This window comes from uncultured Croceicoccus sp. (assembly GCF_947496385.1).
In the GTDB taxonomy this organism is placed as follows: domain Bacteria; phylum Pseudomonadota; class Alphaproteobacteria; order Sphingomonadales; family Sphingomonadaceae; genus Croceicoccus.
On record NZ_CANMCP010000001.1, the window covers coordinates 558,562 to 581,790 of the forward strand.

The window sequence follows — 23,229 nt, forward strand, 5'->3', positions numbered from 1 at the left end:
GGTTCACGTAGTCCGCCGTCCATGCTTCGTATCGGTGGGGCGGCCCATAACCAGCTCGCTCTCCAGATAGGCGACGAGCGCGGCGTAATAATCGTTGAGGAAAGCGGCGTCGTCCTCGCCATCGTCGGGGATTTCCGCCTTGGCCCGGATGGTGGCGGCGACGCGCGAAATGCTGTCCTCCCGCCCCTGGCGCAGCACTTTTTCGAGCGTCTGCAATTCATATATCCCGTAAAGCCGGAGCGCGCGTTCGTCGAAATGGCGCCGTGGCCCGGCATCCTGCGTCGCGGCGAGATCGGGCAGCAGCCGGGCCTCGGGCACATGCACCACCCATGTCCCGGCGAGCAGGTCGCCGATCCGCATCCGGTCGCGATTGAGCAGCGGGAAAAACAGGAAAAGCCCGCTCCACGCGAGGCCAAGCAGGCCGATCAGCGCGTCGAGATCGCTCGTCGCGGCCTCCACCGCCAAAAATTGCAGGGGGAGAAACACCTCGATCTCGCGCATGGCATTGCGCACGACGACCGCCCCGCCGGTGAGCCGGGCACCGTCGCGCGCCACCACGCGCAGCTTCATCAGCCGTTTGCCCGGCGTCGCGCCGCGCTGACCGCTCTCGAACCCGATGAACCAGAAATTGCGGAGCAGGAAGAACCCGATCAGCCAGATGATCGCCGCCGCTTCGCCGCCGCCGCCCGACAACACCGCCGAGGCCAGGATCGTCAGGGTGATGAGCGCCACCACGATGATCGCGGCATCGATGGCAAAGGCGATCGCACGCTCCGACCCGCCCGCGAGCCGCAGGCGCAGGTTCACCCCCTCCGGCGTGACGAAATCGCGGGTGCGCGAGCGATGGCGATGGGGGCGGGTCAGGCTCATCGCCGTTCGGCGTCCCCACGCCGCCAGAGGTAGAAATAGCCCGTCCAGAGCAGCAGCATCCCCGCCGCAATGGCATAGCGCGCGCCATCTGCGGTCACGAGCTGCCGCCCGATCCCTTCGAGCGCGCCGGCCACGATGAGCATGATGACCACCCCGCCCATGACCGGCCCGGCGGTGCGTCCGGCCACAACCGCGGCATCCATACGCCGCATCCCGCCGGGAAAGGCGATCGCGCGCCCGATGCGGAACCCCGCCGCCCCGGCAAGCAGAATCGCGAACAGCTCGGTCGTGCCATGGATCATCAGCCAGCCGGTCAGCTCGAACGCCAGCCCCGCCTTTGCATAGACGGCATAGAACGCGCCGAGGATCATCCCGTTATAAAGCAGCAGCAAGGCCGTCGGCGCACCGAAGGCGAAGCCAAGCGCGAAGCAGAACAGCGCCACCTGCGAATTATGGGTGAGGAGATAGGCGGCGAACACGCTCAACCCGTCCTGCTGCCGGGTGTAGAGCGCGGCGCGCAGCACCTCGGCCGAGGCGCCGGGATTGCGCCCTCCCGCAAGCCCTTCGGGGATGAGCGCGTAGAACCATGCCGGATCGCCCGTCACCATCGCAAAACCGAGGATCGCACCCATGACGCTCAACACCAGCGCGCCGAGCGTTTCGGGGACGATCGCGCGCACCGCACGCGGCCAGCCCGCAGCGAAAAAGCGGCGCAACTGGGCCCGGCCCGTCTCCGGCACGCCATAGACATGGAAATAGGCCCGCGTGGAAAGCTGTTCGAGAAAGGCGACAAGCGCCGCGTCGAGCGCGGTTTCACGCGCTATGGAAAGCGAGGACAGCGCCGCGCGATACAGCACGGGGAGCGCCATCAGCTCCTCGTCCGAAAGGCTGCGGATCGAGCGTTTCTCGATCCTTTGGAGCAGCGCGTCGAGGCGCATCCACTCCGCCTCGCGCGCCTCGCGGAAAAGGGTGGAATGCGCGCGCGCCGGGGCGGGGGCGGGCAGGGATGCGCTCACAACCGGTTCTCCCGCTTCATGACAAGATACGCCTCGACCAGCCGCTCGGCCACATTTTCATGCCCGGCCTCGACCACCTCGACGCCAAGCTGGCGCAGCTGCGTGAGGACCAGCAGCCGTTCGCGCAGCAGCGCATCGGCGGTGACCGCCCGCGCAATATCGTCCGCCGTATCGGGCCGCGCGCCGGCCATGCTCTCCAGCTCCTCATCCCGCAATACGACGACCATCAACACGTGCCTGCGCATGATCTGCGCGGCGGAGCGCAGCAGGAAGCCTGCCGCGATGGCGTCGGTAAACTCCGTCATCAACACGATGAGCGAACGCCGGTGCACCCGCCCGGACAATTCGGACAGCGCCAGCGTATAATTGGTCTCCTGCGCGGAATAGTCGATGCGCGCGGCGACCTGCTGCAACTGTGCGAAGGCGGACGGCCCGCCGACGAAACCGCTCGTCACCCGGGGCCGCGCGTCAAAGCCGAAGAACGCAACCCGGTCGCCCAGCCGAAGCGCGAGCCAGGCGTTGAGCAATGCCGCCGAAACCGCCCGGTCGATGCGCGGCATGCCCGCGACGGGGTCGGTCATCTGCCGCCCCGCATCGATGGCAAAGACGATCTGATTGTTGCGTTCGGTGCGATATTCGCGGGCATGCAGCGCGTGATGCCTGGCCGAGTGTTTCCAGTCGATCGCGCGCCGGTCCATGCCGGGCCGGAATTCGACGAGGCTGTCGAAATCGGACCCTTCGCCGCGCAGCATCTGCGTGACCATGCCGTTATGCTGAATCCGGTCGAACATGCGCGGTCCGTTGCGCCGGGCGGTTTCGATGTCGGGCAGGACGGCGGTTTCGCCATCCGTATGGTGCACCATCTGTTTCCAGCACAGCCCCATCGGCCCGGTCCAGCGCAGCCACACCCGCCGCCCCGCGATCAATCCGCGCCTCTGTGGCCGCAGCGCAAACGCAGCGCTCGCCTCGCCAGCCAAAGGGGTGAGCGTGCGGGATGCTCCGTCCACCGCCTCCGCATGTTGGGGAAGGCCGAGTGAAAGCTCCACCGTATCGGGCGCCTTGCCGGCAAAGCGCAAGGTGACCACCGCGTCGAAAGCATGGCCGACGGACACGGTTTCCGGCATGTCGACATCGACGGATAGCGTTCGGCGCGACGGCGCCATGATCGCATCTATCGCCACCAACGCCGCCACCGCGACCGGCCACAAGAGCCCCGCCGCCCATACCCCTGGCCACAACACCGCAATACACAGCGCCAGCGGAAGCCCCGCCGCCGCCGCAATCAACGCGCGCCGGGTGGGGTAGATCAACGCGGCGCCTCGATTGCGTCGATGATGGAACGGACCACGTCCTCGACCGCGCGGCCCTCAATCTGGGCCGACGGCGAAAGTTGCAGGCGGTGCCGCAGCAGCGCAGGGGCGAGCGCCTTCACATCGTCGGGAATGACGAAATCGCGCCCGTCGATCGCGGCATGCGCCCGCGCCGCACCGGCCAGCATCGCGCCCGCACGCGGCGACGCCCCGCCGTCGAGATCGGCGGAATCGCGCGATCCGCGGATCAACCGCGCGATATAATCCACCACCTCTTCCGCCAGGCGCACCTCGCGCACCGCGGCGACGGCGGCGCCGATGGCATCCCCGTCCGCGACGCGTTCGACCCCCCATGCCTGCGGCGACATGTTCGCATCGCGCGCGCCATGCCCGGCGATGATGCGCAATTCTTCGTCGTAGCCGGGATAGCCGACGACCTGCTTGAACAGGAAACGGTCGTTCTGCGCCTCCGGCAGCGGATAGACGCCCTGCTGCTCGATCGGGTTCTGCGTCGCGATCACGGTGAAGCGCGGGCCGAGATCCATCGTCTCGCCGTCGATGGTGACGTGCCGTTCCTGCATCGCCTCCAGCAAGGCGGCCTGCGTCTTGGGCGGGGTGCGGTTGATCTCGTCGGCGAGCAGGAGATCGGTAAAGATCGGGCCACGCGTGAGGGTAAAGCTGCTCGTCTGGAAATTGAACAGGTTGGCGCCGATGATATCCGCCGGCATTAGGTCGGGCGTGAACTGTATGCGCCCGAAATCCATCCCGCTGGCCCGCGCAAAGCTGTGGGCGAGCAGGGTCTTGGCCGTGCCGGGCGGCCCTTCGAGCAGGATGTGCCCCCGCGAAAACAGTGCGATCAGCATCAGCCGCAAGGTTTCGTCCTGACCGACGACGGCCTTGCCGACCTCGGCCCTTATCGCGCCGGACAGTGCCTGCAATTCGTCAATGGTCAAGACGTCTTCTCCCGTTTCCAGTCATCGAGGGCGCGCGCCGCGGACAGCAGCTCCGCATCGTTGTCCGCCGCCGCGGCACGTGCGGCAAGGGCGGTGAAATCGTCCCGGCGGTTCATCCGGTCGAGCCGGGCGTCGAGCGCCTCGCCCCGGATATGCGCGGGTATGGCGAACATGCGCCGAGCCTGTAACCGGATCGCATCGGCATAGCGCGTGCCGAGCCGGTGCGTGCGGTTCGCCTTGCGCATCATGGCGGCGCTGCTGTCGGCGAGCGCGGCCTTGCCGAAGGGCAGCGCGCGGGCACGTGCCACAGGTTCGCCAAACGGGGCGAGGGCGCGCAGCCCGACCATCCCCATCAGCACGAGCAGGCCGAGCGTCATGGCCAGCAGCGGCGGTTCGAACAGCAGGCGCAGGGGGCTGGCCGTCACGGCAAAGCCATTGCGCGTGACGTCGAACATCAACATGCCGGTCGCATCGTCCGGGTCTCGCGAACCATCCGCCTGCAGGATGTCGAGTAGGGCGAGGGCGGCGCGCGCATTGGCCGCGTCGCGCATGCCGATATTGTTGATGAGATCCGGGTCCGAAAGCACGAAGAGATGCCCGATCCGGCCCAGCACGATCCCGCCGCGCCCATCGGTGATGAGCGGTTCGAACACGCGGTCGCGGGCATCGGCCGGGGCACCCGGGCGGTCACGATCGGCGTTCTCGTCCTCATCGCTCGCGAAACGATCGTTCACCAAGACCTGTAGCATGCGCGGAGCATCGAAGCGGAACTCTTGCGAAAGCCCCGATACCGCCAGCGGTTCGCCATTCGTGGCGTGTCGCTCGATATCGTATCGTATCGCCGGGGCGAGCACGGTTTCCGGATCTTCGGCAGGGAGGGGGCCGGGCGTGCTGGTCCAGCCGTCACGCTCTTTCAGGGGTTCGATCTGCCATTTGGGAAAGACGACGAGCGTGGGCCGGCCCCGGTTCGTGCTTTCCCCAAGATTGGTATAGCCGCTTTCGGGGGTGAGGATGAGCAGGCCGTCGCCATCCCATTGCCGGTCGTTGCGGACCAGCACGGGCGCCCGCCCCGTCGCCTCCGCCAACAGGAACAGCCCGCGAAACCCCACCGCGCTATTCGAAAGCGCATTGGCCCGCCCGTTATCCAGTCCCCGCCGTTCGGGCGCATAGGCCGCCAGCAGCAGGAGCAGCACGAAGCCCAGCACCCCCGCCGCGACGAGCAGGACGACGGCCCCCCGGCGAAAGGGGCTGCGTTGCGCCGTATGGCCGATGGCGATGTCGCTCATCGCGCGTTATCCGAGGGGAGGGCGAAGCCGGCATAGGCATCCCGCGCCCGGCTCCAGTCCGACAGCGACAGCGCCCGCCCACCGAACAGGCTGCGTTCGACGAGGCCCGCGATCTGCGCGAACGCGCCGCGCGCCGCGGGGGGAAGGGCAGGCGCCCCGGCAAGATCGCGGCTGGTCGAGGACGGGCGCACCGCGCCGGGCCGCCACCGGGCGATATCCTCCACGCTGCGCAGGAGTAGCCGATGCACCGCCTCGCCATAGCGGCCATCGGCGGCGAGCCGATCCGCCTCGTTCAGCCAGGCGCGGGCCGGCTCCTCCGCCGGGGTCCAGCCCTCGTCATCCTCCGTGCCCGCATCGCGCCCCGCGCGCCGGGGCCAACGCCACGCCCCCGAGCGAATGCGCGCCGCCACGATCCACACGGCGAGGATCGCAAGCGCCGCGAGCAGCACCACGAGCAGCACACGTGCATAGGGCGCCTCCGGAAGCCATGAAAACAGCCACATGATCCCGGCGCCGATCGTTTCCAGCGCATCGGCAATGGCGCGCCCCACCGCGCGAAGCCATTCGGGCGTCGTGGGCGGCTCGGTCGCCGGGTCGAAGGAGAATTGAACCTCGCCCCCGTTCACGAGTTCGCGATGCGCCTCGCGAAATGTCGCGTCGCCCATCGACGGGTCGGGCGCCCCTGATGCTGATGCCATGAAAAACGCGCCCCGATGGTCTGTGGTCCGGCCCATGCACCTCGCCATCGGCGCAGAGTAGCCGATGCCGCGCCGGGTTCAAGTGTGGGCGGCACACGCCCCGCCGCAATTATCGCTGGACAGCCGGCAGCCTGCTTGGCACCCGATGGGGATTATCTTGGGGGAGCGGCGCGTGACGGACGAAATGGCGGTCGGGGACTATCGGACGCAGGGGCATCTTTCCATTGGCGACGCGCTGAAATCCGTGCCGCGTGCGTTGCGCCGCGATGGTGCGACCCTGCTTGCTCTCACGCTCGTTTTCGGGGCGGTGCCTCTTTTCGTGTGGAGCCTGTTCGAGGCGCGCATTGCCGGCGGGCTCGGCGATGATGACGGGTACGGGGTCATCGGCGCGGTGGCGATCGCCTATCTCGTGAACCTCGCCTCCTATCTCCTGGTGCAGGCCGCGCTGGTGCAGGCGAGCTACCGGTCGCTGCGCGGGGAGCGTGCGGCGTTCGGGCAGAGCATCGCCGGTGCCGCCTCGGTCGTGCTGCCGCTGCTCGGTTTCCTCATCCTCTACATATTGGGCATTTTCGGCGGGTTCATGCTGTTCATCGTGCCGGGGATCGTGCTCATCGTCATGTGGTCGGTCGCGGTGCCCGCCCTCGTGCTCGAACGCAGCGGCGTGATCGGGGCGTTCGGCCGCAGCCGCCGGCTGACGAAGGGGCATCGCTGGTCGATTTTCGGACTGTTCCTGCTGTTGTTCGTGGCGTCGATGGTCGGGGGCGGCATTCTGGGCGCCGCGATCGTGATGTTAACGGGGGCACCGGACGCGATATCGGGATCGGGTTTGTGGGTGGCCGCCGCGATCAATGGCCTGATTACCGGTCTCGTCAACATGGTCGGCGCGATCCTCGTGACCGCGCTCTTCATACAATTGCGCGAATTGGAGGAAGGGCCGGATGTGGCGGAGCTGGAGGATATCTTTTCCTGAGGCCCGGCGTTCTTACCCCAGCCGCGGGCATTCCGGGTGACAGCGCCTGCATCGCCAATGTGAAAAGCGCCGCATCCCCCATCGGGACGCGGCGCTTTCCGTAGGCTCCGGTGCGTGCGATCAGCCCAGCATCATCAGGCTGGCATTGCCGCCCGCCGCGGTGGTGTCGATGGAGGTGGATACCTCCTCCAGCATCCAGTCCACGTGCCATGCCCCGCCTTCGAGACATTCGCGTGGGGTCGCCGCCTGGGTGAGCAGGATCGGCCCGTCCATCTTCGCGATTTCGCGTTGCAGCGCCTTGACCCTGTCGGCATCGCCTTCGATGAGCGCGCCGGCAAAGCCCAGGCCAAGATCCTGCGACACGTGGCGCCGCACGCTTTGCGGCAGGTCGGTGGGTAGCTCCACCTCGCTGTCGAAAACGGCCACGCCGCCCGCCGCGATCACGGCGGCAAGTTGCCCCAGCATGCCGCGCCGCGTTTCGGGCAGGCAAAGGATGCGGCCCCGGCTGTGGAGGGCATAGAGGTTCTGCTCGCCTACCGGGCCGGGCAGTTCCAGCTCCACGCCGAGCGCCGATTGCCAGCCATAGGTCTTGGCCCGGCGCGCGGTGCCCTGCTCGCCATTTTCATGGAGCCATTTGCCGTAATCGAGCAGCGCCGTATCGCCGCGCACGGCAAAGGGATGCTCCATCACCGGCGGATTCTTGACCAGCCGGCGAAGGTAGAGCGGCCCGCCCGCCTTCGGCCCGGTGCCCGAAAGCCCGCGGCCCCCGAACGGCTGCACGCCGACGATGGCGCCGATCTGGTTGCGATTGACGTAGACATTGCCGACCTTGATCCGCTTCACCACGTGGGCGACGCGCTCGTCCATCCGCGTGTGCAGGCCGAAGGTCAGGCCATAGCCTGTATCGTTGATCGCATCGATCATCGCGTCGAGCTGATGCGCCTTGAACCGCACGACGTGCAGGACCGGGCCGAACACCTCGCGGGTCAGCATCGCCATGTTGTCGATCTCGATGATCGTGGGCGCGACGAACGTGCCGTGGGCGGTATCGTCCGGCATGGAAAGGCGATGCACCCGGCATCCCTTGGCTTCCATCTCGGCGATGTGCTTTTCGATGCCGTCCTTCGCCTCGGCGCTGATGACCGGGCCGATATCGTTGCCGATCCGGTCGGTCGAGCCGATGCGCAATTCCTGCAAGGCACCCTTCAACATGTCGAGCGTGTTGTCCGCAATCGAATCCTGAAGACACAGCACGCGAAGCGCCGAACAACGCTGTCCAGCGCTGTCGAAGGCGGAACCGATGACATCGCCCACGACCTGCTCGGGAAGCGCGGTGGAATCGACGATCATCGCGTTCTGCCCGCCGGTTTCCGCGATAAGCGGGATCGGCTTGCCCTCGGGCGAAAGCCGGTCGGCGAGCTGTTTCTGAATGATGCGCGCGACTTCGGTGGAGCCTGTGAACATCACGCCCGCCACCTCCGGCGACCCGATGAGCGCGGCGCCCGTTTCGCCAAACCCCGGCATCAGTTGCAGTGCATCGCGCGGGATGCCCGCCTCGTGCAGCATGCGCACCGCTTCGGCAGCGATGAGCGGGGTTTCCTCCGCCGGTTTCGCCACGACCGTGTTCCCGCCGATCAACGCCGCGGCAACCTGCCCGGTGAAGATCGCCATGGGGAAGTTCCACGGGCTGATGCAGACCACAGGGCCGAGCGGCTTCTGACCCTCATCGAAAATCTCGCGCGCCTGCATCGCGTAATAGCGCAGGAAGTCGATCGCCTCGCGCACCTCGGCAATGCCGTTGAGCACGGATTTCCCCGCCTCCCGCACCAGCAGGCCGAGCAGTTCGGGCATGCGTTCCTGCATCGCGTCAGCCGCACGTTCGAGCATGTCGGCGCGGGTGGAGAGCGGCACCTCGTTCCATTTGGACGCCGCGGCCCGCGTCATTGCCGCCTGCGCGATTTCGGGGGAGGCGACCCGCATGTGGCCCACCACGTCGCGGTGGTCGGCAGGGTTGAGCACCTCGACAGGATCGCTCGTGTCGCCGTCGGCAAAGGCGGTCCATGTCCGCTTCGCGCTGGCGATCATCGCGTCGGTCATGGTGGCAAGGTCACGCTCGTCCGAGATGTCCATCCCGTCGGAATTGCGCCGCTCGCCATAAATGTCCTTCGGCAGCGAAATACGATCGTGCAGCCGGCCCGGCATGGGCATGTCGCGCACGATCTTCACCGGATCGACGACCAGCTCGGACGCCGGGACCGCGGGATCGGAAATACGATTGACGAAGGACGAATTCGCCCCGTTTTCGAGCAGGCGCCGCACCAGATAGGCAAGCAGCGTTTCATGCGTGCCGACAGGTGCGTAGATGCGGCAGGGCCGGTTCAGCTTGTCCGGACCGACGACCTGTTCATAGAGCGGTTCGCCCATGCCGTGCAGGCACTGAAACTCGTAATCGCCGAATTCGAAATCGTCCGGCCCCGCCATGTGATAGATCGCGGCCAATGATTGCGCGTTATGCGTCGCGAATTGCGGGAACACGACATCCTTGTGCTCCAGCAGTTTTTTCGCGCAGGCGAGGAAGGACACGTCGGTGTGCAGCTTGCGCGTGAACACGGGGAAATCGTCCAGCCCCTCGACCTGGCTCTGCTTGATCTCCGCATCCCAGTAGGCGCCCTTGACCAGCCGGATCATGATGCGGCGGTCGGACCGCTTGGCAAGGTCGATGATCCAGTCGAGCACGTAGAACGCCCGCTTCCCGAACGCCTGCACCACGAAACCCAGCCCGTTCCACCCGGCAAGGTCGGGATGCACGGCCAGCGATTCCAGAATGTCGAGCGAGAGTTCGAGCCGGTCCGCTTCCTCCGCATCGATGTTGAGACCGATGTCGTAATGTTTCGCAAGGCGCGCGAGTTCGATCACCTTGGGCAGCATCTCGTCCATGACGCGGTCGGCCTGCGCACGTTCGTAGCGTGGGTGGAGCGCCGACAGCTTGATCGAAATGCCCGCGCCTTCGTAGATGCCGCGACCGTTCGCCGCCTTGCCGATGGCGTGGATGGCGGTTTCGTAATCGCGGTAATAGCCTTCCGCGCCCTTCATCGTGGCGGCGGCCTCGCCCAGCATGTCGAAGCTGTAGGAAAATCCCTTCTTCTCCATGTGGCGCGCACGTTTCAGCGCCTCGTCAATGTCCTCGCCCGTGACGAACTGTTCGCCCATCATGCGCATCGCGATGTCGACCGATTTGCGGATGACCGGCTCGCCGACGCGCGCCACCACGCGGGTCAGCGCATTGGCCAGCCCCTTTTCGGTCAGGCCTTTGGGCCCGACGCTCCCGGTGAGATGGCCGGTGAACATGAGGCCCCAGCTCGCCGCGTTGATGAAGAGCGCCTTTTCCTCGCCCACGTGGGAGCGCCAGTTGCCGCCCGAAATCTTGTCCCGGATCAGCGCGTCGCGCGTCGCGGCATCGGGCACGCGCAGCAATGCCTCTGCAAGGCACATCAGGGCGACACCTTCCTGCGTGGACAGGGAGAATTCCTGCACCAACCCCTCGACCCCCGAAGGCTTGCGCGCCTTGCGCAGCCCCATGACGAGGTCATAGGCGGTGTCCTGCGCGGCCTGACGCTGCACCTTGGGCCGGCGCGCATATTCGAGCAGGGGTTGCAGGCAGTCGGGCTCGGCACAGCGATAATGATCGGTGATGCGGCGGCGAAGTTCGGATTGCTCGCGGACGGGCGGGGCGAAATGGGTGAACGCCTTTTCCCCTGCGATCACGGCATGGTCGGGCGCCTGACCGGACGCCTGACCCGACTGGACCTCATCGGAGGGTTTGTCCGTCCGGTTGGCGGCGGGCGCGTCGGTATCGCGCGGCGCATCATGGGCGTCGTGGTTCAGGCGGTCGATGGATTCGGGTGTGTGCATGTAGGTCATAATAGCCAATTCAACGCACGGCGTATGGCTTATTTCCTTCCCCCCCGGACAGTTAAGCCCTATCTGGCCATAATGAGCCCACCTGCTAGACCAAATGGCACACGCCTTGCGGACGATACAGTCGATCTGGACGCGTTCGACCACAAGATACTGGCCGCATTGACCGCCGACGGGCGCATGTCGGTGAGCGAGCTGGCCCGGCAGATCGGCCTGTCGAAAACGCCATGCCAGATCCGGTTGAAGCGGTTGCAGGATCTTGGCGTCATCACGGGCTTTCGCGCGGTCGTGGACCTCGCCCGGCTGGGCCGCGACCATGTGACCTTCGTCGAATTGAAGCTGTCGGACACGCGGGAGGCGGCAATGGTCGCCTTCAAGACCGCGGTGCGGCAGCTCCCCGAGGTGGAGGAATGTCACATGATCGCCAGCACGTTCGATTTCCTGCTCAAGATCCGCACCCGCGACATTCAGGAATATCGCAAGGTGCTCTCCGAACGCATCTCCGCGCTGCCCCATGTGTCCAGCACGTCGACATTCGTTGCGATGGAAACGATTTGCGACTTCTCCCGATAGGGGGCGATGGGCTATGCACGGCCCATGTTCATCAGCACATTCGATTTGTTCAAGATCGGCGTCGGCCCGTCCAGCTCTCATACGATGGGGCCGATGTCGGCCGCGGCCGCCTTTGCCGCCGCGGCGCCGTCCGGTACCGCGCGGGTGGAAACGCGGCTGTTCGGCTCGCTCGCGCTGACGGGGAAGGGGCATGCGACCGATCGCGCGGTGCTGCTCGGCCTGTCCGGGCAGACGCCGGCGGAGATTGACCCGGACGAGGCGGAGCGCATCGTCGCACGCGTACGGGAAACAGGGCGCCTGCCGCTCGACAATAAGCGCGAGATCGCGTTCGACGAGGATGCGGACCTGCTGTTCCTGCAAAAGGAGCGGCTGACCTTTCATTCCAACGCCATGCGGTTCACGGCCTTCGACGAAGGCGGCGCCGAATTGCGCAGCGACGTGTATTATTCGATCGGCGGCGGCGCGATCCTTCACGAAGACGAGGTGGGCCGGAATGCGCCGGTCGACCTTGCCGGCGACGTGCCGAATGCGTTTTCCTCCGCGCGCGAATTGCTGGCGCTGGCCCGCGAAAACCGCACCAGCATCGCCGATCTCGTGCGCGAGAACGAGGAAAGCCTGCGTTCGCCGGATGAGATCGGGCGGCGGCTGGCCGAGATTGCCGATGCGATGACGGCTTGCATCGAACGCGGCATGCACACCGACCTTCGCGAATTGCCCGGCGGGTTGAAGGTGAAACGCCGCGCGCCGTGCATTCGCGAATCGCTGATGCAGCGGCAGGAGCGTGCGCTGGCCGATCCGCTCACCGTGATCGACTGGATCAACCTGTGGGCGCTCGCCGTGAACGAGGAGAACGCCGCTGGCGGCAAGGTGGTGACCGCGCCGACCAATGGTGCGGCGGGCATCGTGCCGGCGGTGCTGCGCTATTACGAACGTTTTGCCCCCAATTCGAGCCGGCGCGGGGTGGAGGATTTCCTCCTCACCGCCGCCGCGATCGGTTCGCTGTTCAAGGAAAACGCCAGCATTTCAGGCGCCGAGGTCGGGTGCCAGGGCGAGGTGGGCGTCGCCTGCTCCATGGCGGCGGCGGGGCTTGCCGCCGCGCTGGGCGGCACGCCTATGCAGGTGGAGAACGCCGCGGAAATCGGGATGGAGCACAATCTCGGCCTCACCTGTGATCCGGTCGCGGGACTGGTGCAGGTGCCGTGTATCGAGCGCAATGCCGTGGGTTCGATCAAGGCGGTGGAGGCGGCGCGGCTCGCGCTGCTCGGCGATGGCACCCACCGCGTCAGCCTCGACGAGGTGATCGAAACCATGCGCAAGACCGGGCAGGACATGATGGAAATCTACAAGGAAACCTCGCTCGGCGGGCTGGCCGTGAACGTCGTCGAATGCTGACACGCAGACCATGGCGCAAACAGGTTTCAGGTGATACTATAGCACGGTAAACGCACAGGAGCGCCGAGGAAGCCGGGGAAACCTTTCGCCACAGGCGCGTTGGGCAAGGAGGATCACGATGACCACGCCATTCCAACTCAGCCGCATTCACCACGTCGCCTATCGCTGCAAGGACGCGAAGGAGACGGTCGAGTGGTACGAGCGCATGCTCGGCATGACGTTCAAAAGCGCGTTTAGCGAGGACAAGGTCCCCTCCACCGGCGAAGACGACCCCTACATGCATGTCTTCCTCGATTGCGGGGGCGGCAATGTGCTGGCCTTCTTCGAACTGCCCGGACAGCCCGACATGGGCCGCGATGAAAACACGCCCATGTGGGTGCAGCATCTCGCGTTCGAGGTACCGGACATGGACGCGCTGCTCGCGGCGAAGGACCATCTGGAGGCGGGGGGCGTCGACGTGCTCGGCCCGACGTTCCACGGCGTGTTCAGATCGATCTATTTCTTCGACCCCAACGGGCACCGCGTCGAACTGGCCTGCAATATCGGCACCGACGAACAATATGCGGAGCTCGAACGGGTCGCCCCACTCATGCTGGACGAATGGTCGCGCACGAAGCGTGCACCGCGCCATGCCGCATGGCTACACGAGGAACCTGAAAAGCAATGACCGATACGGATTTCACCCATGACCCCGCCGCGAAAAGCTGGGTCGAGAGCGCCAATGGCCACCCCGATTTCCCGGTACAGAATCTGCCGCTCGGCATTTTTGCGCCCGGCGGAAAGGGGAAGCGTGGCGGCGCCGCGATCGGGGATGAAATCCTGGACATCGCGGCGGTTGCAGATCTGCTCGACGGCGATGCGGTAGAGGCCGCAAAGCTCGCGGGGCAGGACACGCTGAATGCGCTGCTCGGCTGCGGTCCGGCATCGGCGCGCGCCCTTCGCCGCGGATTGTTCGGCCTGCTGACCGATGAAAGCCGGGCCGGCGACGTGCGCCCGCATCTTTACGCGGCGGACGATTGCGCCATGCACGTGCCGGTCATGGTCGGCGATTACACCGATTTCTACACCGGCATCCACCACGCCATGAACATCGGGAAGCAGTTCCGCCCCGACAATCCGCTGCTGCCCAATTACAAGCACGTGCCGATCGGCTATCACGGGCGTTCGTCCTCGATCCGCGTGTCGGGCGCGGAGGTCACGCGCCCGGTCGGCCAGAAAAAGCCGGCGGAAGAGGGCGGCAACCCCGGCTTCGGCCCGGCGGCGCGGCTCGACTATGAAATGGAGATGGCAATCTGGATCGGGAAGGGCAACGATCTGGGTCAGCCGATCCCGATCGCGCAGGCGGGCGACCATATCGCCGGCATGTCGATCCTCAACGACTGGTCCGCGCGCGATCTTCAGGCGTGGGAGTATCAGCCGCTCGGCCCCTTCCTCGCGAAGAATTTCCACAGCTCGATCTCGCCCTGGATCGTGACCGGCGATGCGCTCGCCCCGTTCCGCACGGCACAGCCCGCCCGCCCCGATGGCGACCCGCAGCCCTTGCCCTATCTCACCGATGCGGAGGATCAGAAATCGGGCGCGTTCGCCATCACGATGGAGGTCCTGCTCACCACGCCGACGATGCGCAGTGCCGGCGCCGAACCGCACCGGCTCAGCAAGGGGCCGATGACGGCGATGTACTGGACCGCGGCGCAGCTTGTCGCGCATCACGCGGTCAATGGCTGTAATCTGCGGCCCGGCGATCTTCTGGGCACCGGGACATTGTCGGACGCCGATGACGACACGATGGGCAGCCTCATGGAAATCAGCCGCGGCGGGAAGCAACCGCTCGAACTGCCCAATGGCGAGACGCGCGCATTCCTGGAGGATGGCGACGAGATCATCATGCGCGCCTATGGCGAGGCGGATGGCGCCGTCCGCATCGGGTTCGGCGAATGCCGCGCGGTCATCCGCGCCGCGCCGGAGTTCCGGTCGTGACGCCGCCCGAACTGATCCTCCACGGATACTGGCGGTCCGGGACGAGCTATCGCACGCGGATCGCGCTGGAGCTGAAGCGGCTGGAATACGGGCAGGTCACGCATGATCTGCGTACCGGGGCGCACAGGCTGGAAACCTATCGCTCGATGGCGCCGCAAGGGTTGGTGCCCGTGCTCGAGGAGGGGGGCTATTACCTCCCGCAAAGCCCGGCGATCCTTGAATTTCTTGAGGAACGCTATCCCGAGCCGCCGCTGCTGCCGACCAATCACTATGAGCGGGCGACGGTGCGCGCGATGTGCGCGGTCATCGGGTGCGACATTCATCCGCTCAACAATCTGCGCGTGCTCAGCGCCATTCGCGACGATTTCGGCGCGGATGACGACGCGGTGAAGGCATGGGCGACCAAATGGATCGCGAGCGGTTTCGAGGCGCTCGAGGAAATGATCATCAAACATGGCAACAAATATGCATTCGGCAATTCGCCGACGATGGTCGAATGCTATCTCGTGCCGCAGGTCTATTCCGCCGAGCGTTTCGGCGTCGACATGGCGCCGTACCCCAAGCTCATGCGCGTGGTCGAACATGCCCGCAACAATGCGCAGATCGCCGCGGCCCACCCCGACCGTCAGCCCGACGCCGACTGACAGATAGAGCGCCGGTTCGCCGCATGCGTGGCAAACCGGCGCCCGTCCTGCCTCAGGCCGCCTCCGCCTTCTTGCGCAGGCGCCATGCGTGTAGCAGCGGCTCGGTATAGCCCGAAGGCTGCGCCGCCCCTTCGAAGATCAGCGCGCGTGCAGCCCGGAATGCGTGGCTGCTGTCCCAATTGCCGGCCATCGGTTCGTAGAACGGATCGCCGGCGTTCTGCGCATCGACCTTTGCGGCCATGCGGCGCAGGGCGGCGTCGACATCGGCCTCGCTGCACACACCATGCATGAGCCAGTTCGCCAGCGCCTGCGATGAAATGCGCAAGGTCGCGCGGTCTTCCATGAGGCCGATGTCGTGGATGTCGGGCACCTTGGAACACCCGACCCCCTGATCGATCCAGCGCACGACATAGCCCAAGATCCCTTGCGCATTATTGTCGAGTTCGCGCGCGATTTCATCCTCGGTCCAGTTGCGCCCGTCGGCCAGCGGCACGCGCAGCAGGTTTTCGAGCGGCGGGATGCCTTCGTTCGCGATATGCTCCCGCCGGTCGAACACATTGACGCGGTGGTAATGGATGGCGTGCAAGGTCGCGGCGGTGGGAGAGGGGACCCATGCCGTGTTCGCACCCGTCATGGGATGGGCGATCTTCGCCTCCAGCATGTCGGCCATGCGGTCGGGCATCGCCCACATCCCCTTGCCGATCTGCGCCTTTCCGTCGAGCCCGCAGGAAAGACCGATCGCGACATTGCGCTTTTCATAGGCGTCGATCCATTCCGATGCCTTCATCTCGCCCTTGGGCACCATGGGCCCGGCGCGCATCGCGGTGTGGATTTCATCGCCGGTACGGTCCAGGAACCCCGTATTGATGAACACGATCCGGTGGCGCACCGCCGCGATGCAGGCGGCAAGATTGGCGCTCGTCCGGCGTTCCTCGTCCATGACGCCAACCTTCATCGTGTTGCGCGGCAGGTTCAGCATGTCCTCCACCGCGTCGAACAGCCGGTTGGTAAAGGCGGCTTCCTCCGGCCCGTGCATCTTCGGCTTCACGATATAGATGCTGCCCGTGCGGCTGTTCGCGATGGCCGGATTGCCGAGCCGCTTCAGATCGTGCAGCGAACACAGCGCGGTGATCGCCGCATCCATCAACCCTTCGGGCACGTCCGACCCGTCGGGCAGGCGAATCGCGGGATTGGTCATGAGATGGCCGACATTGCGGACGAAGAGCACGCTCCGCCCGGGCAGGGTGAACGCGCCATCGGGTCCGGTATAGTCGCGGTCGGCGGCGAGCGTTCGGCTCGCATCCTTCCCCCCTTTGCGGAAATGCGCGGTCAGCTCGCCGCGCATCAACCCGAGCCAGTTGGCATAGGCGGCAACCTTGTCCTCCGCATCGACGGCGGCGATCGAATCCTCCATGTCGACGATGGTGGTGATGGCCGCCTCCATCACGATGTCGGCAACGCCCGCGCTATCGGTCCGGCCGATGGGGTGATCGCGGTCCACGACGATCTCGATATGTAGCCCATTGTGCCGCAGGAGCCAGCCATCGCCCCGCCGCCCGCGCAATTCGCCTTCGCGCAAGAGCGGTTCGCGCCCGTCCCAATCCGCCCACGACCCTTCGCGCAGCGGTACGGTCTCGTCGAGGAACGCGCGCCCCGCCGCGATCACCTTCGCGCCGCGCGCCTCGTCATAACCGCGCGGCTCCGGCGTGCCGGGGAGCGCATCGGTGCCATAGAACGCATCATACAGGCTGCCCCAGCGCGCATTGGCGGCATTGAGCACGAACCGTTCGTTAAGCACCGGCACGACGAGCTGCGGCCCGGCCATGGTCGCGATTTCCGGATCGACGTTTTCGGTATCGACGGCAAACGGTGCCGGCTCCTCCACGAGATAGCCGATCTCGCGAAGGAATTGCATGTACTCCTGCGTGTCGATGGGCTTTCCTTTGCGGGCCGCGTGCCATTCGTCGATCGCCTGCTGCAGCGTGTCACGCCGGTCGAGCAGGCGGCGATTGACGGGCGCAAGTTCGCCGAGCAACGCGGCAAACCGTTGCCAGAACGCGTCCGCGTCGATCCCGGTCCCTGCCAGGGCGCGCGTTTCGACGAATTCGGCAAGCCCCGCCGCCACGTCGAGCCCGGCCCGCGATACGCGCCCGCCACTCGTGCCGGTTCTCTCGATTGTGTCCTGCTGCGTCATCGCCATTCTCCTCGTGCCTGTTGCCGACCGGGGTAGGGGGTCGGCGGCGTCGGCGAAACCGCCGACCTTGTGCTTTTGCGTAAAGGCGGGGCGCCGCGCTTGTAAGTTTTGCACTTTGCCGCGACCCGGCGCCCGCCCGATGGCGCTTGCCAAGGGGGTCGGCGGCGCGGCATGGTGGATGCATGGCAATTCCCGAACAGGTCGAAACCCCCGGCGATACCGCGGGCGGGCGCGTGGTGCGGCGGCACCGGTTGTCCACCCGGCTGTGGCACTGGACCAATGTGGTCGCGGTGTTCACGCTTTTGATGAGCGGGCTGATGATCTTCAACGCGCATCCCCGGCTCTACTGGGGGCATTACGGCGCGAATTACGATACCGCCTGGCTCCAGATCGGCGCCCGCGACACCGATGCGGGGGCGGAGGGATATGTGCGCGTCGGCGATGCGGCGCTCCGGACGACCGGCGTGCTCGGCGTGTGGGAGAAGGAGGGCCGCACGATGACGCGCGCCTTTCCCCACTGGATGACGCTGCCCAATTATTACAGCCTCGCCGACGGGCGGCGCTATCATTTCCTCGGCGCGTGGATTTTCGGCGTGGCCGGGCTGCTCTACATGCTGTGGAGCATCGCCAACCGCCATGTCGCGCGCGATCTCCTCCCCACGAAACGCGAATTGCGGCCCCGGCATATCTGGCGCGACATCCGCGATCATGCGCGGCTGCGCTTTCCCACCGGCGCGGCGGCGGCGCGTTACAACATCCTTCAGAAACTGAGCTATCTTGCCGTGCTGTTCGTCATCCTGCCGACGATCGTGCTGACCGGCCTTGGCATGAGCCCGTTCATGAATGCGTCGTGGGGGTGGATCCTCGACCTGTTCGGCGGGCGGCAATCGGCCCGCTCGGTGCATTTCATCGCGGCGTTCGCTTTGGTCCTTTTCATCATCGTGCATATCGCGATGGTCCTTTTGGCCGGACCGGTGAACGAGATACGCAGCATGATAAGCGGGCGCTTCCGCCTGCCGGAGGACAAGCGATGAGCGTTTCACGGCGCGGGATGATGGCGCGCGGCGCGGCGCTGCTCGGCACGGGCGCGGCGCTTGGCGGGTGTCAGCGGATTTTGGAAACCGGGCCGGTGTCGGACGTGGTCTATTCGCTGGACGAATTCACGCGCGATGCGCAGCGGCTCGTCACCGACCGGCGCGCGCTGGCCCCCGAATATGCATTGTCGCAGCGCAGCCCGGTCTTTCGCGCCAATGGTTCGCGCACGGTCGATACGCCCGAATATCGCCGGATGCTGGCCAATGGCTTTGCCGATTACCGGGTGCGCATCGGCGGGCTGGTGCGGCGGCCGCTCGAACTGTCGTTGCGCGATCTGACGAACCTGCCCGCCCGGACGCAGGTGACGAAACACGATTGCGTGGAGGGGTGGAGCGCCATCGGGGCATGGACCGGAACGCCGCTCAAGCTGCTGCTCGACATGGCGGGGCTGGACCGGACGCGGGCGCGCTACATCCTGTTTCGCTGTGCCGACAATTATGGCGATACGCCCTATTACGAGACGATCGACATGATCGAGGCATTTCATCCGCAGACGATCATGGCCTGGCGCATGAACGGCGAAATGCTGCCCGAACGCCATGGCGCGCCCCTGCGCCTCCGGGTGGAGCGGCAATTGGGCTACAAACACGCGAAATTCGTGACCGGGATCGAGGCGATTGCCGATTTCGCGAATGTAGCCGGGGGGAAGGGCGGTTACTGGGAGGACAGCGCCCGCTACGCCTGGTGGGCCGGGATCTGAGGCTCAGAGCAGGCGCTTTTCCTCCAGCAGGTCGGGCAGGTCGTTTTCGTAGAGGATGACATCCTCCGCCGTCGCGATTTTTTCGAGCGCGGCGCGCGCCTCGGCAAAGCTGTCGACCTCGTGCGGTTCCTTGCCGGCCTTGCGCAAGCCGGCGGTAAAGCTGGCGATGCGCGACGGGTTCACGGCATAGACGATATCGGCATGGCGCGCGGTATATTCGCCGAGCGCCGCATGCACGCGATCGTGCTCCATCCCCAGCTCGGCAATGCCCGGCGTGACCAGGATCGCGCGCCCGCCGCGTTGCCGCGCCAGCTCGGCCAGCACGGAAACGGCATTGCGAAAGCCCTGTTCATTCGCGTTATACGCATCGTCCAGCACCAGCGCCTCGCCGGGGCTTTCCCGCTTTTGCAGGCGGTGGGGCACCTGCTCGACATCGGGGGTGACCAGTGCGATGCGCCGCGCCACCGTCGGGTCGATCACCGCCGCCGCCGCCACGGCCAGCGCGGAATTCATCACATTATGCTCGCCCAGCAGCGGCAGCTCGTAAGCGAGCGCGCCAAAGCCGCCCTCACGCCGGTCGTCGAGCACGATGTGCCAGTCCGCATCGCGCAATTCCGCGCTCCCGATGCGGATGTCGGCGTCCTCCTCGGGGCCGACGGTCACGACCTGCGCCGGGTGGGCATCGCGCAGGATGCGGAACGGTTCGTAATCCATCACCTGCGTCGAGACGAGCGAGATGCCGCCATTGGCGCACACCGCCTCGACCAGCTCGCTCTTCGCCTTCGCGATGTTCTCGACCGAGCCGAAGCGTTCGGTATGCGCATCGCCGATCGCGGTCACGATGCCGAAATCGGGTTTTACGAACCGGCACAGACGCGCGACCGAACCGATGCCGTAGGCGCCCATCTCGGCAATGAAATAGCGGTGGCTGAATTGCAGGCGCTCGCGAATATGGCGCGTGAGGCCGAGCACGGTGTTGATCGACCCCTTGGAATAGAACACCGGCCCCGATACGGCGAGCACCTCGGCAAAGATATGCTTCGTCGTGGTCTTTCCGAAGCTACCGGTGATGCCGATGCGGCGGGGGTTCAGCCGGGCAAGCTTTTCCCGCGCCTCGGCAATGTATCCCTCGTTCTCCCGCTCCTGCAGCGGGGCGAGGACGGCATTCCCCGCGATCAGCGCCAGCGGCAGCAATTGCAGCGCGACCAACGTCGCCAGCGGCCCCGACAGCGCCGCCGCGACGACGAACAGCGCAAGGATCGCGGCAAGGTTGCGAATGCGCCGCGCCCGCCCCGTCATCACCAGCGGCTTTTTATAGCCATAGCCGCGTTCCCGCCACGCGATCAGCGCGAGCAGCCCCGCATCCACGAAGATCAGCAGCGAAAGCGCAATCGCCCCCGTCCGGCTGGCGGGAAAAAACAGCGCGATCGCAGTGCTGATCGCGAGCACGATGCTGGCTTTCACGTCGAAAAGCCGCACGCGCATCACCGCGCCGATAAAGCGGCGCCCGTTATATTCCTCCTGCTGAAAATAGGTCAGCAGCGTGTGGATGCGCACCCATGCCAGCGCATAGGCCGCCACCGCAAAAAGGATCAGCGCGAAGGTCATGCCTCGCCTCCCTGCACCGCTTCCTTGATGGCGAGCGCGATCTGATGCCGTCCGCGATCGAGGATCGAGATATGGTCATAATGCGGGCATTCGATATATTCGGATTGCGGAATGCCGGCGGCCAGTTTCCGGCCGATTTCGGGCGGTGTTTCGGTATCCGCCCCGCCGTAGATGAACGTGGTGGGGACGGCGACCTTGTGAAGCTGATCGCTCTGATCCTCGGAAATGGTGGCGACGAAAATGTCGCGCATACCGGTTTCGCGCGCCGCGACGTAATCCGGGCTGCCATATTGTTTTTCGAGCGCGATGAGAGCGTCCTCATCCCTTGCCGCGGCCTTCAGCCGTTGAAACTTTGCCGCGCTACGCTTGCGCTTCATCCCCTCGCCCCAGCCGATGTCGCGCGGAACGCCCGCACCGGCGACGATCACCATATGCTGCAACAACCCCGGCGAGCGTGCGCCGATGCGCAATCCGACGCGCCCGCCAAAACTGTGCCCGACCCACACGCACGAATCGATGCCGAGTGCGTCGAGCAGATGCTCGGACATGAATTGCCCGTAATCGGCGGTGCCCCACGCATCGCCGGGCCGTTCGGATTCGCCAAAGCCCGGCATGTCGAACAGATACGCATCGACCGACGGGGCCAGCGCCTCCGCAACCGGGATGAAATCGCGGTGGGTGCGACCCCAGCCATGGGCAAAAACGACGCGCGGCTTGCCCGGCGTGCCGATCCGAATATGATGGGGGGGCTGCATGACGCCCTTCTTACAGGCCTTGATTTGCGGCACAAGACGAAGCAAGCGCGCAAGCGGCGCATGACGGCGGAAAACTTCAGACCCAAGGATATGTTTTGACGGCTCACGACAGGAAACGCGTGGCGGTGATGTTCGGCGGTGCAAGCCAGGAGCATGACGTGTCCGTCGTGTCGGCGCATCAGCTGATGGATGCCGCCGATGTCCGCAATATCGAGGTGGTGCCGGTCTACACCGATTTCGAGAACCGCTTTTTTTCCGCGCCTTTCCTGCGCGATATCAGGCGGTTCAAGCCCAAACCTGCGGGCGCGCCCGAAGTATTCTTCCGCTGGTCCGAACGCGGCCCGGTGATGCAGGAGCTGAAATCCGGGACGCAGACGCCGATCGATTGCGTGCTCCCGGTGTTTCACGGCCCGTTCGGAGAGGACGGCCGGCTTCAGGGGCATTTCGAACTGCTCGGCATTCCGGTCACCGGCTTTGCCGCGGGCAGCAGCGCCATGGCCATGCGCAAGGACGCGACGAAGGCGCTGGTGAAGCTGGCGGGCGTGAACGTGCTCGACCATGTGACGGCCAACCGGGCGCGGCTCGCCCGGTCCGCCGATCTTGTCGCGGAGGTGGAGGCGAAGGTCGGCTTTCCCGCCATTGTGAAGCCGGCCAATCTCGGCTCCTCGATCGGGGTCGGGCTGGCGAAGACGGCGGCGGATCTGCCCTCGCTGGTCGCCTATGTGCTGGCGCAGGACAATCTCGCCTTGATCGAGCCGCAGGTGCAGAATCTGGTCGAATATAACATCGCCATGCGCTGGACCGGGGACGATGTCGCGCTTTCGGCTATAGAGCGTCCGAAGTCTGGTGCAGAACTCCTTGATTTCAAGGAGAAATACCTGTCATCGGGCGGCGGCACGAAGGGCGCCTTCCTGCCGAGCGAGGGGATGCTTTCGCTGACCCGCGACATCAATCCCGACCTTCCCGCCGCGTTTCAGGACCGCATTCACGATTATGCGCGCCGGGTGTTCGTCGCGCTCGGCCATCGGGGTGCGCCGCGCATCGATTTCATGGCGAATCGCGAAACCGGCGAATTGTGGTTCAACGAGATCAACGCCATTCCCGGCAGCTATGGCTTCTTCCTCTGGGAGGCGGCGGCGCGGCCCTTGCTGTTCCCGGAACTAATTGACCATCTGGTGGCCGAAGCGCTGGCCGATACGGTCAAGCGGTTCGATGACCCGGTGCCGCAGGGTGCCTATCTCCTGCCCCGGTAAAAAGAGGCGTGCAAATC

19 protein-coding genes are annotated in these 23,229 nt (G+C 65.8%); 9 read left to right on the forward strand and 10 right to left on the reverse strand.

The window, feature by feature from the left end; translation table 11 throughout:
- Positions 1-3: 3 nt before the first annotated feature.
- From Q0897_RS02655 to Q0897_RS02680, 6 genes are read right to left on the reverse strand one after another with little or no spacing between them, the layout of a single operon-like run.
- Positions 4-870, reverse strand: a complete 867-nt coding sequence (locus Q0897_RS02655; protein ID WP_299307354.1) for an RDD family protein — start codon at positions 868-870, stop codon at positions 4-6.
- Positions 867-1,886, reverse strand: coding sequence for a stage II sporulation protein M (locus Q0897_RS02660; RefSeq protein ID WP_299307355.1), 1,020 nt, complete (start codon positions 1,884-1,886; stop codon positions 867-869). The genes Q0897_RS02655 and Q0897_RS02660 overlap by 4 nt, the downstream gene beginning before the upstream one ends.
- Complete coding sequence (locus Q0897_RS02665; RefSeq protein WP_299307356.1) at positions 1,883-3,196, reverse strand: DUF58 domain-containing protein; 1,314 nt, start codon at positions 3,194-3,196, stop codon at positions 1,883-1,885. The genes Q0897_RS02660 and Q0897_RS02665 overlap by 4 nt, the downstream gene beginning before the upstream one ends.
- On the reverse strand, positions 3,193-4,149 hold the full coding sequence (locus Q0897_RS02670; protein WP_299307357.1) for a MoxR family ATPase: 957 nt from the start codon (positions 4,147-4,149) through the stop codon (positions 3,193-3,195). The genes Q0897_RS02665 and Q0897_RS02670 overlap by 4 nt, the downstream gene beginning before the upstream one ends.
- On the reverse strand, positions 4,146-5,435 hold the full coding sequence (locus Q0897_RS02675) for a hypothetical protein (protein WP_299307358.1): 1,290 nt from the start codon (positions 5,433-5,435) through the stop codon (positions 4,146-4,148). The genes Q0897_RS02670 and Q0897_RS02675 overlap by 4 nt, the downstream gene beginning before the upstream one ends.
- Positions 5,432-6,133 carry a DUF4129 domain-containing protein gene (locus Q0897_RS02680; RefSeq protein WP_299307359.1) on the reverse strand — a complete coding sequence of 234 codons (702 nt, stop codon included), beginning with the start codon at positions 6,131-6,133 and terminating at the stop codon, positions 5,432-5,434. The genes Q0897_RS02675 and Q0897_RS02680 overlap by 4 nt, the downstream gene beginning before the upstream one ends.
- A gap of 172 nt (positions 6,134-6,305) precedes the next feature.
- On the opposite strand from Q0897_RS02680, the gene Q0897_RS02685 reads away from it, so the two are divergent.
- Positions 6,306-7,103, forward strand: a complete 798-nt coding sequence (locus tag Q0897_RS02685) for a hypothetical protein (RefSeq protein WP_299307360.1) — start codon at positions 6,306-6,308, stop codon at positions 7,101-7,103.
- A gap of 120 nt (positions 7,104-7,223) precedes the next feature.
- Here Q0897_RS02685 and putA read toward each other — a convergent pair whose 3' ends face one another.
- Positions 7,224-11,024 (reverse strand): trifunctional transcriptional regulator/proline dehydrogenase/L-glutamate gamma-semialdehyde dehydrogenase, encoded by a 3,801-nt coding sequence (putA, locus tag Q0897_RS02690; protein WP_299307361.1) that lies wholly within the window; start codon positions 11,022-11,024, stop codon positions 7,224-7,226.
- Positions 11,025-11,096: 72 nt separating this feature from the next.
- Here putA and Q0897_RS02695 point away from each other — a divergent pair, with 72 nt between their 5' ends.
- From Q0897_RS02695 to maiA, 5 genes are all read left to right on the forward strand, one after another.
- Positions 11,097-11,594 carry an Lrp/AsnC family transcriptional regulator gene (locus tag Q0897_RS02695; protein ID WP_299307362.1) on the forward strand — a complete coding sequence of 166 codons (498 nt, stop codon included), beginning with the start codon at positions 11,097-11,099 and terminating at the stop codon, positions 11,592-11,594.
- 24 nt (positions 11,595-11,618) lie between these two features.
- Positions 11,619-12,986 carry an L-serine ammonia-lyase gene (locus Q0897_RS02700; protein ID WP_299307363.1) on the forward strand — a complete coding sequence of 456 codons (1,368 nt, stop codon included), beginning with the start codon at positions 11,619-11,621 and terminating at the stop codon, positions 12,984-12,986.
- A 118-nt stretch (positions 12,987-13,104) separates the two neighbouring features.
- The gene (locus Q0897_RS02705; RefSeq protein ID WP_299307364.1) at positions 13,105-13,653 is read left to right on the forward strand and encodes a VOC family protein; all 549 of its coding nucleotides are present in this window, start codon (positions 13,105-13,107) and stop codon (positions 13,651-13,653) included.
- Positions 13,650-14,963 carry a fumarylacetoacetase gene (fahA, locus tag Q0897_RS02710; protein WP_299307365.1) on the forward strand — a complete coding sequence of 438 codons (1,314 nt, stop codon included), beginning with the start codon at positions 13,650-13,652 and terminating at the stop codon, positions 14,961-14,963. Before Q0897_RS02705 ends, fahA begins: the two co-directional genes overlap by 4 nt.
- Positions 14,960-15,607, forward strand: coding sequence for a maleylacetoacetate isomerase (maiA, locus tag Q0897_RS02715; RefSeq protein WP_299307366.1), 648 nt, complete (start codon positions 14,960-14,962; stop codon positions 15,605-15,607). The genes fahA and maiA overlap by 4 nt, the downstream gene beginning before the upstream one ends.
- A gap of 52 nt (positions 15,608-15,659) precedes the next feature.
- Here the strand turns inward: maiA and Q0897_RS02720 are convergent, their stop codons facing one another.
- Positions 15,660-17,801 carry a malate synthase G gene (locus Q0897_RS02720; protein ID WP_299307367.1) on the reverse strand — a complete coding sequence of 714 codons (2,142 nt, stop codon included), beginning with the start codon at positions 17,799-17,801 and terminating at the stop codon, positions 15,660-15,662.
- Positions 17,802-17,983: 182 nt separating this feature from the next.
- Here Q0897_RS02720 and Q0897_RS02725 point away from each other — a divergent pair, with 182 nt between their 5' ends.
- Together Q0897_RS02725 and Q0897_RS02730 are read left to right on the forward strand one after the other, a co-directional pair.
- Positions 17,984-18,835 carry a cytochrome b/b6 domain-containing protein gene (locus Q0897_RS02725; protein ID WP_299307368.1) on the forward strand — a complete coding sequence of 284 codons (852 nt, stop codon included), beginning with the start codon at positions 17,984-17,986 and terminating at the stop codon, positions 18,833-18,835.
- Positions 18,832-19,596 (forward strand): molybdopterin-dependent oxidoreductase, encoded by a 765-nt coding sequence (locus Q0897_RS02730; protein ID WP_299307369.1) that lies wholly within the window; start codon positions 18,832-18,834, stop codon positions 19,594-19,596. The genes Q0897_RS02725 and Q0897_RS02730 overlap by 4 nt, the downstream gene beginning before the upstream one ends.
- 3 nt (positions 19,597-19,599) lie before the next feature.
- Here the strand turns inward: Q0897_RS02730 and murF are convergent, their stop codons facing one another.
- Positions 19,600-21,204, reverse strand: a complete 1,605-nt coding sequence (gene murF, locus Q0897_RS02735) for a UDP-N-acetylmuramoyl-tripeptide--D-alanyl-D-alanine ligase (RefSeq protein ID WP_299307370.1) — start codon at positions 21,202-21,204, stop codon at positions 19,600-19,602.
- Positions 21,201-21,959 (reverse strand): alpha/beta hydrolase, encoded by a 759-nt coding sequence (locus tag Q0897_RS02740; protein ID WP_299307371.1) that lies wholly within the window; start codon positions 21,957-21,959, stop codon positions 21,201-21,203. Before Q0897_RS02740 ends, murF begins: the two co-directional genes overlap by 4 nt.
- A 95-nt stretch (positions 21,960-22,054) precedes the next feature.
- Here Q0897_RS02740 and Q0897_RS02745 point away from each other — a divergent pair, with 95 nt between their 5' ends.
- Positions 22,055-23,212 carry a hypothetical protein gene (locus tag Q0897_RS02745; RefSeq protein ID WP_299307372.1) on the forward strand — a complete coding sequence of 386 codons (1,158 nt, stop codon included), beginning with the start codon at positions 22,055-22,057 and terminating at the stop codon, positions 23,210-23,212.
- Positions 23,213-23,229: the final 17 nt, after the last annotated feature.

Coding starts and splice junctions, on each gene's coding strand:
- Q0897_RS02655 (WP_299307354.1), bottom strand. CDS start 870: ATGAGCCTGACCCGCCCCCATCGCCATCGCTCGCGCACCCGCGATTTC.
- Q0897_RS02740 (WP_299307371.1), bottom strand. CDS start 21,959: ATGCAGCCCCCCCATCATATTCGGATCGGCACGCCGGGCAAGCCGCGC.
- Q0897_RS02680 (WP_299307359.1), bottom strand. CDS start 6,133: ATGGCATCAGCATCAGGGGCGCCCGACCCGTCGATGGGCGACGCGACA.
- putA (WP_299307361.1), bottom strand. CDS start 11,024: ATGACCTACATGCACACACCCGAATCCATCGACCGCCTGAACCACGAC.
- Q0897_RS02700 (WP_299307363.1), top strand. CDS start 11,619: ATGTTCATCAGCACATTCGATTTGTTCAAGATCGGCGTCGGCCCGTCC.
- Q0897_RS02675 (WP_299307358.1), bottom strand. CDS start 5,435: ATGAGCGACATCGCCATCGGCCATACGGCGCAACGCAGCCCCTTTCGC.
- Q0897_RS02730 (WP_299307369.1), top strand. CDS start 18,832: ATGAGCGTTTCACGGCGCGGGATGATGGCGCGCGGCGCGGCGCTGCTC.
- Q0897_RS02720 (WP_299307367.1), bottom strand. CDS start 17,801: ATGACGCAGCAGGACACAATCGAGAGAACCGGCACGAGTGGCGGGCGC.
- Q0897_RS02725 (WP_299307368.1), top strand. CDS start 17,984: ATGGCAATTCCCGAACAGGTCGAAACCCCCGGCGATACCGCGGGCGGG.
- Q0897_RS02705 (WP_299307364.1), top strand. CDS start 13,105: ATGACCACGCCATTCCAACTCAGCCGCATTCACCACGTCGCCTATCGC.
- murF (WP_299307370.1), bottom strand. CDS start 21,204: ATGACCTTCGCGCTGATCCTTTTTGCGGTGGCGGCCTATGCGCTGGCA.
- Q0897_RS02695 (WP_299307362.1), top strand. CDS start 11,097: ATGAGCCCACCTGCTAGACCAAATGGCACACGCCTTGCGGACGATACA.
- fahA (WP_299307365.1), top strand. CDS start 13,650: ATGACCGATACGGATTTCACCCATGACCCCGCCGCGAAAAGCTGGGTC.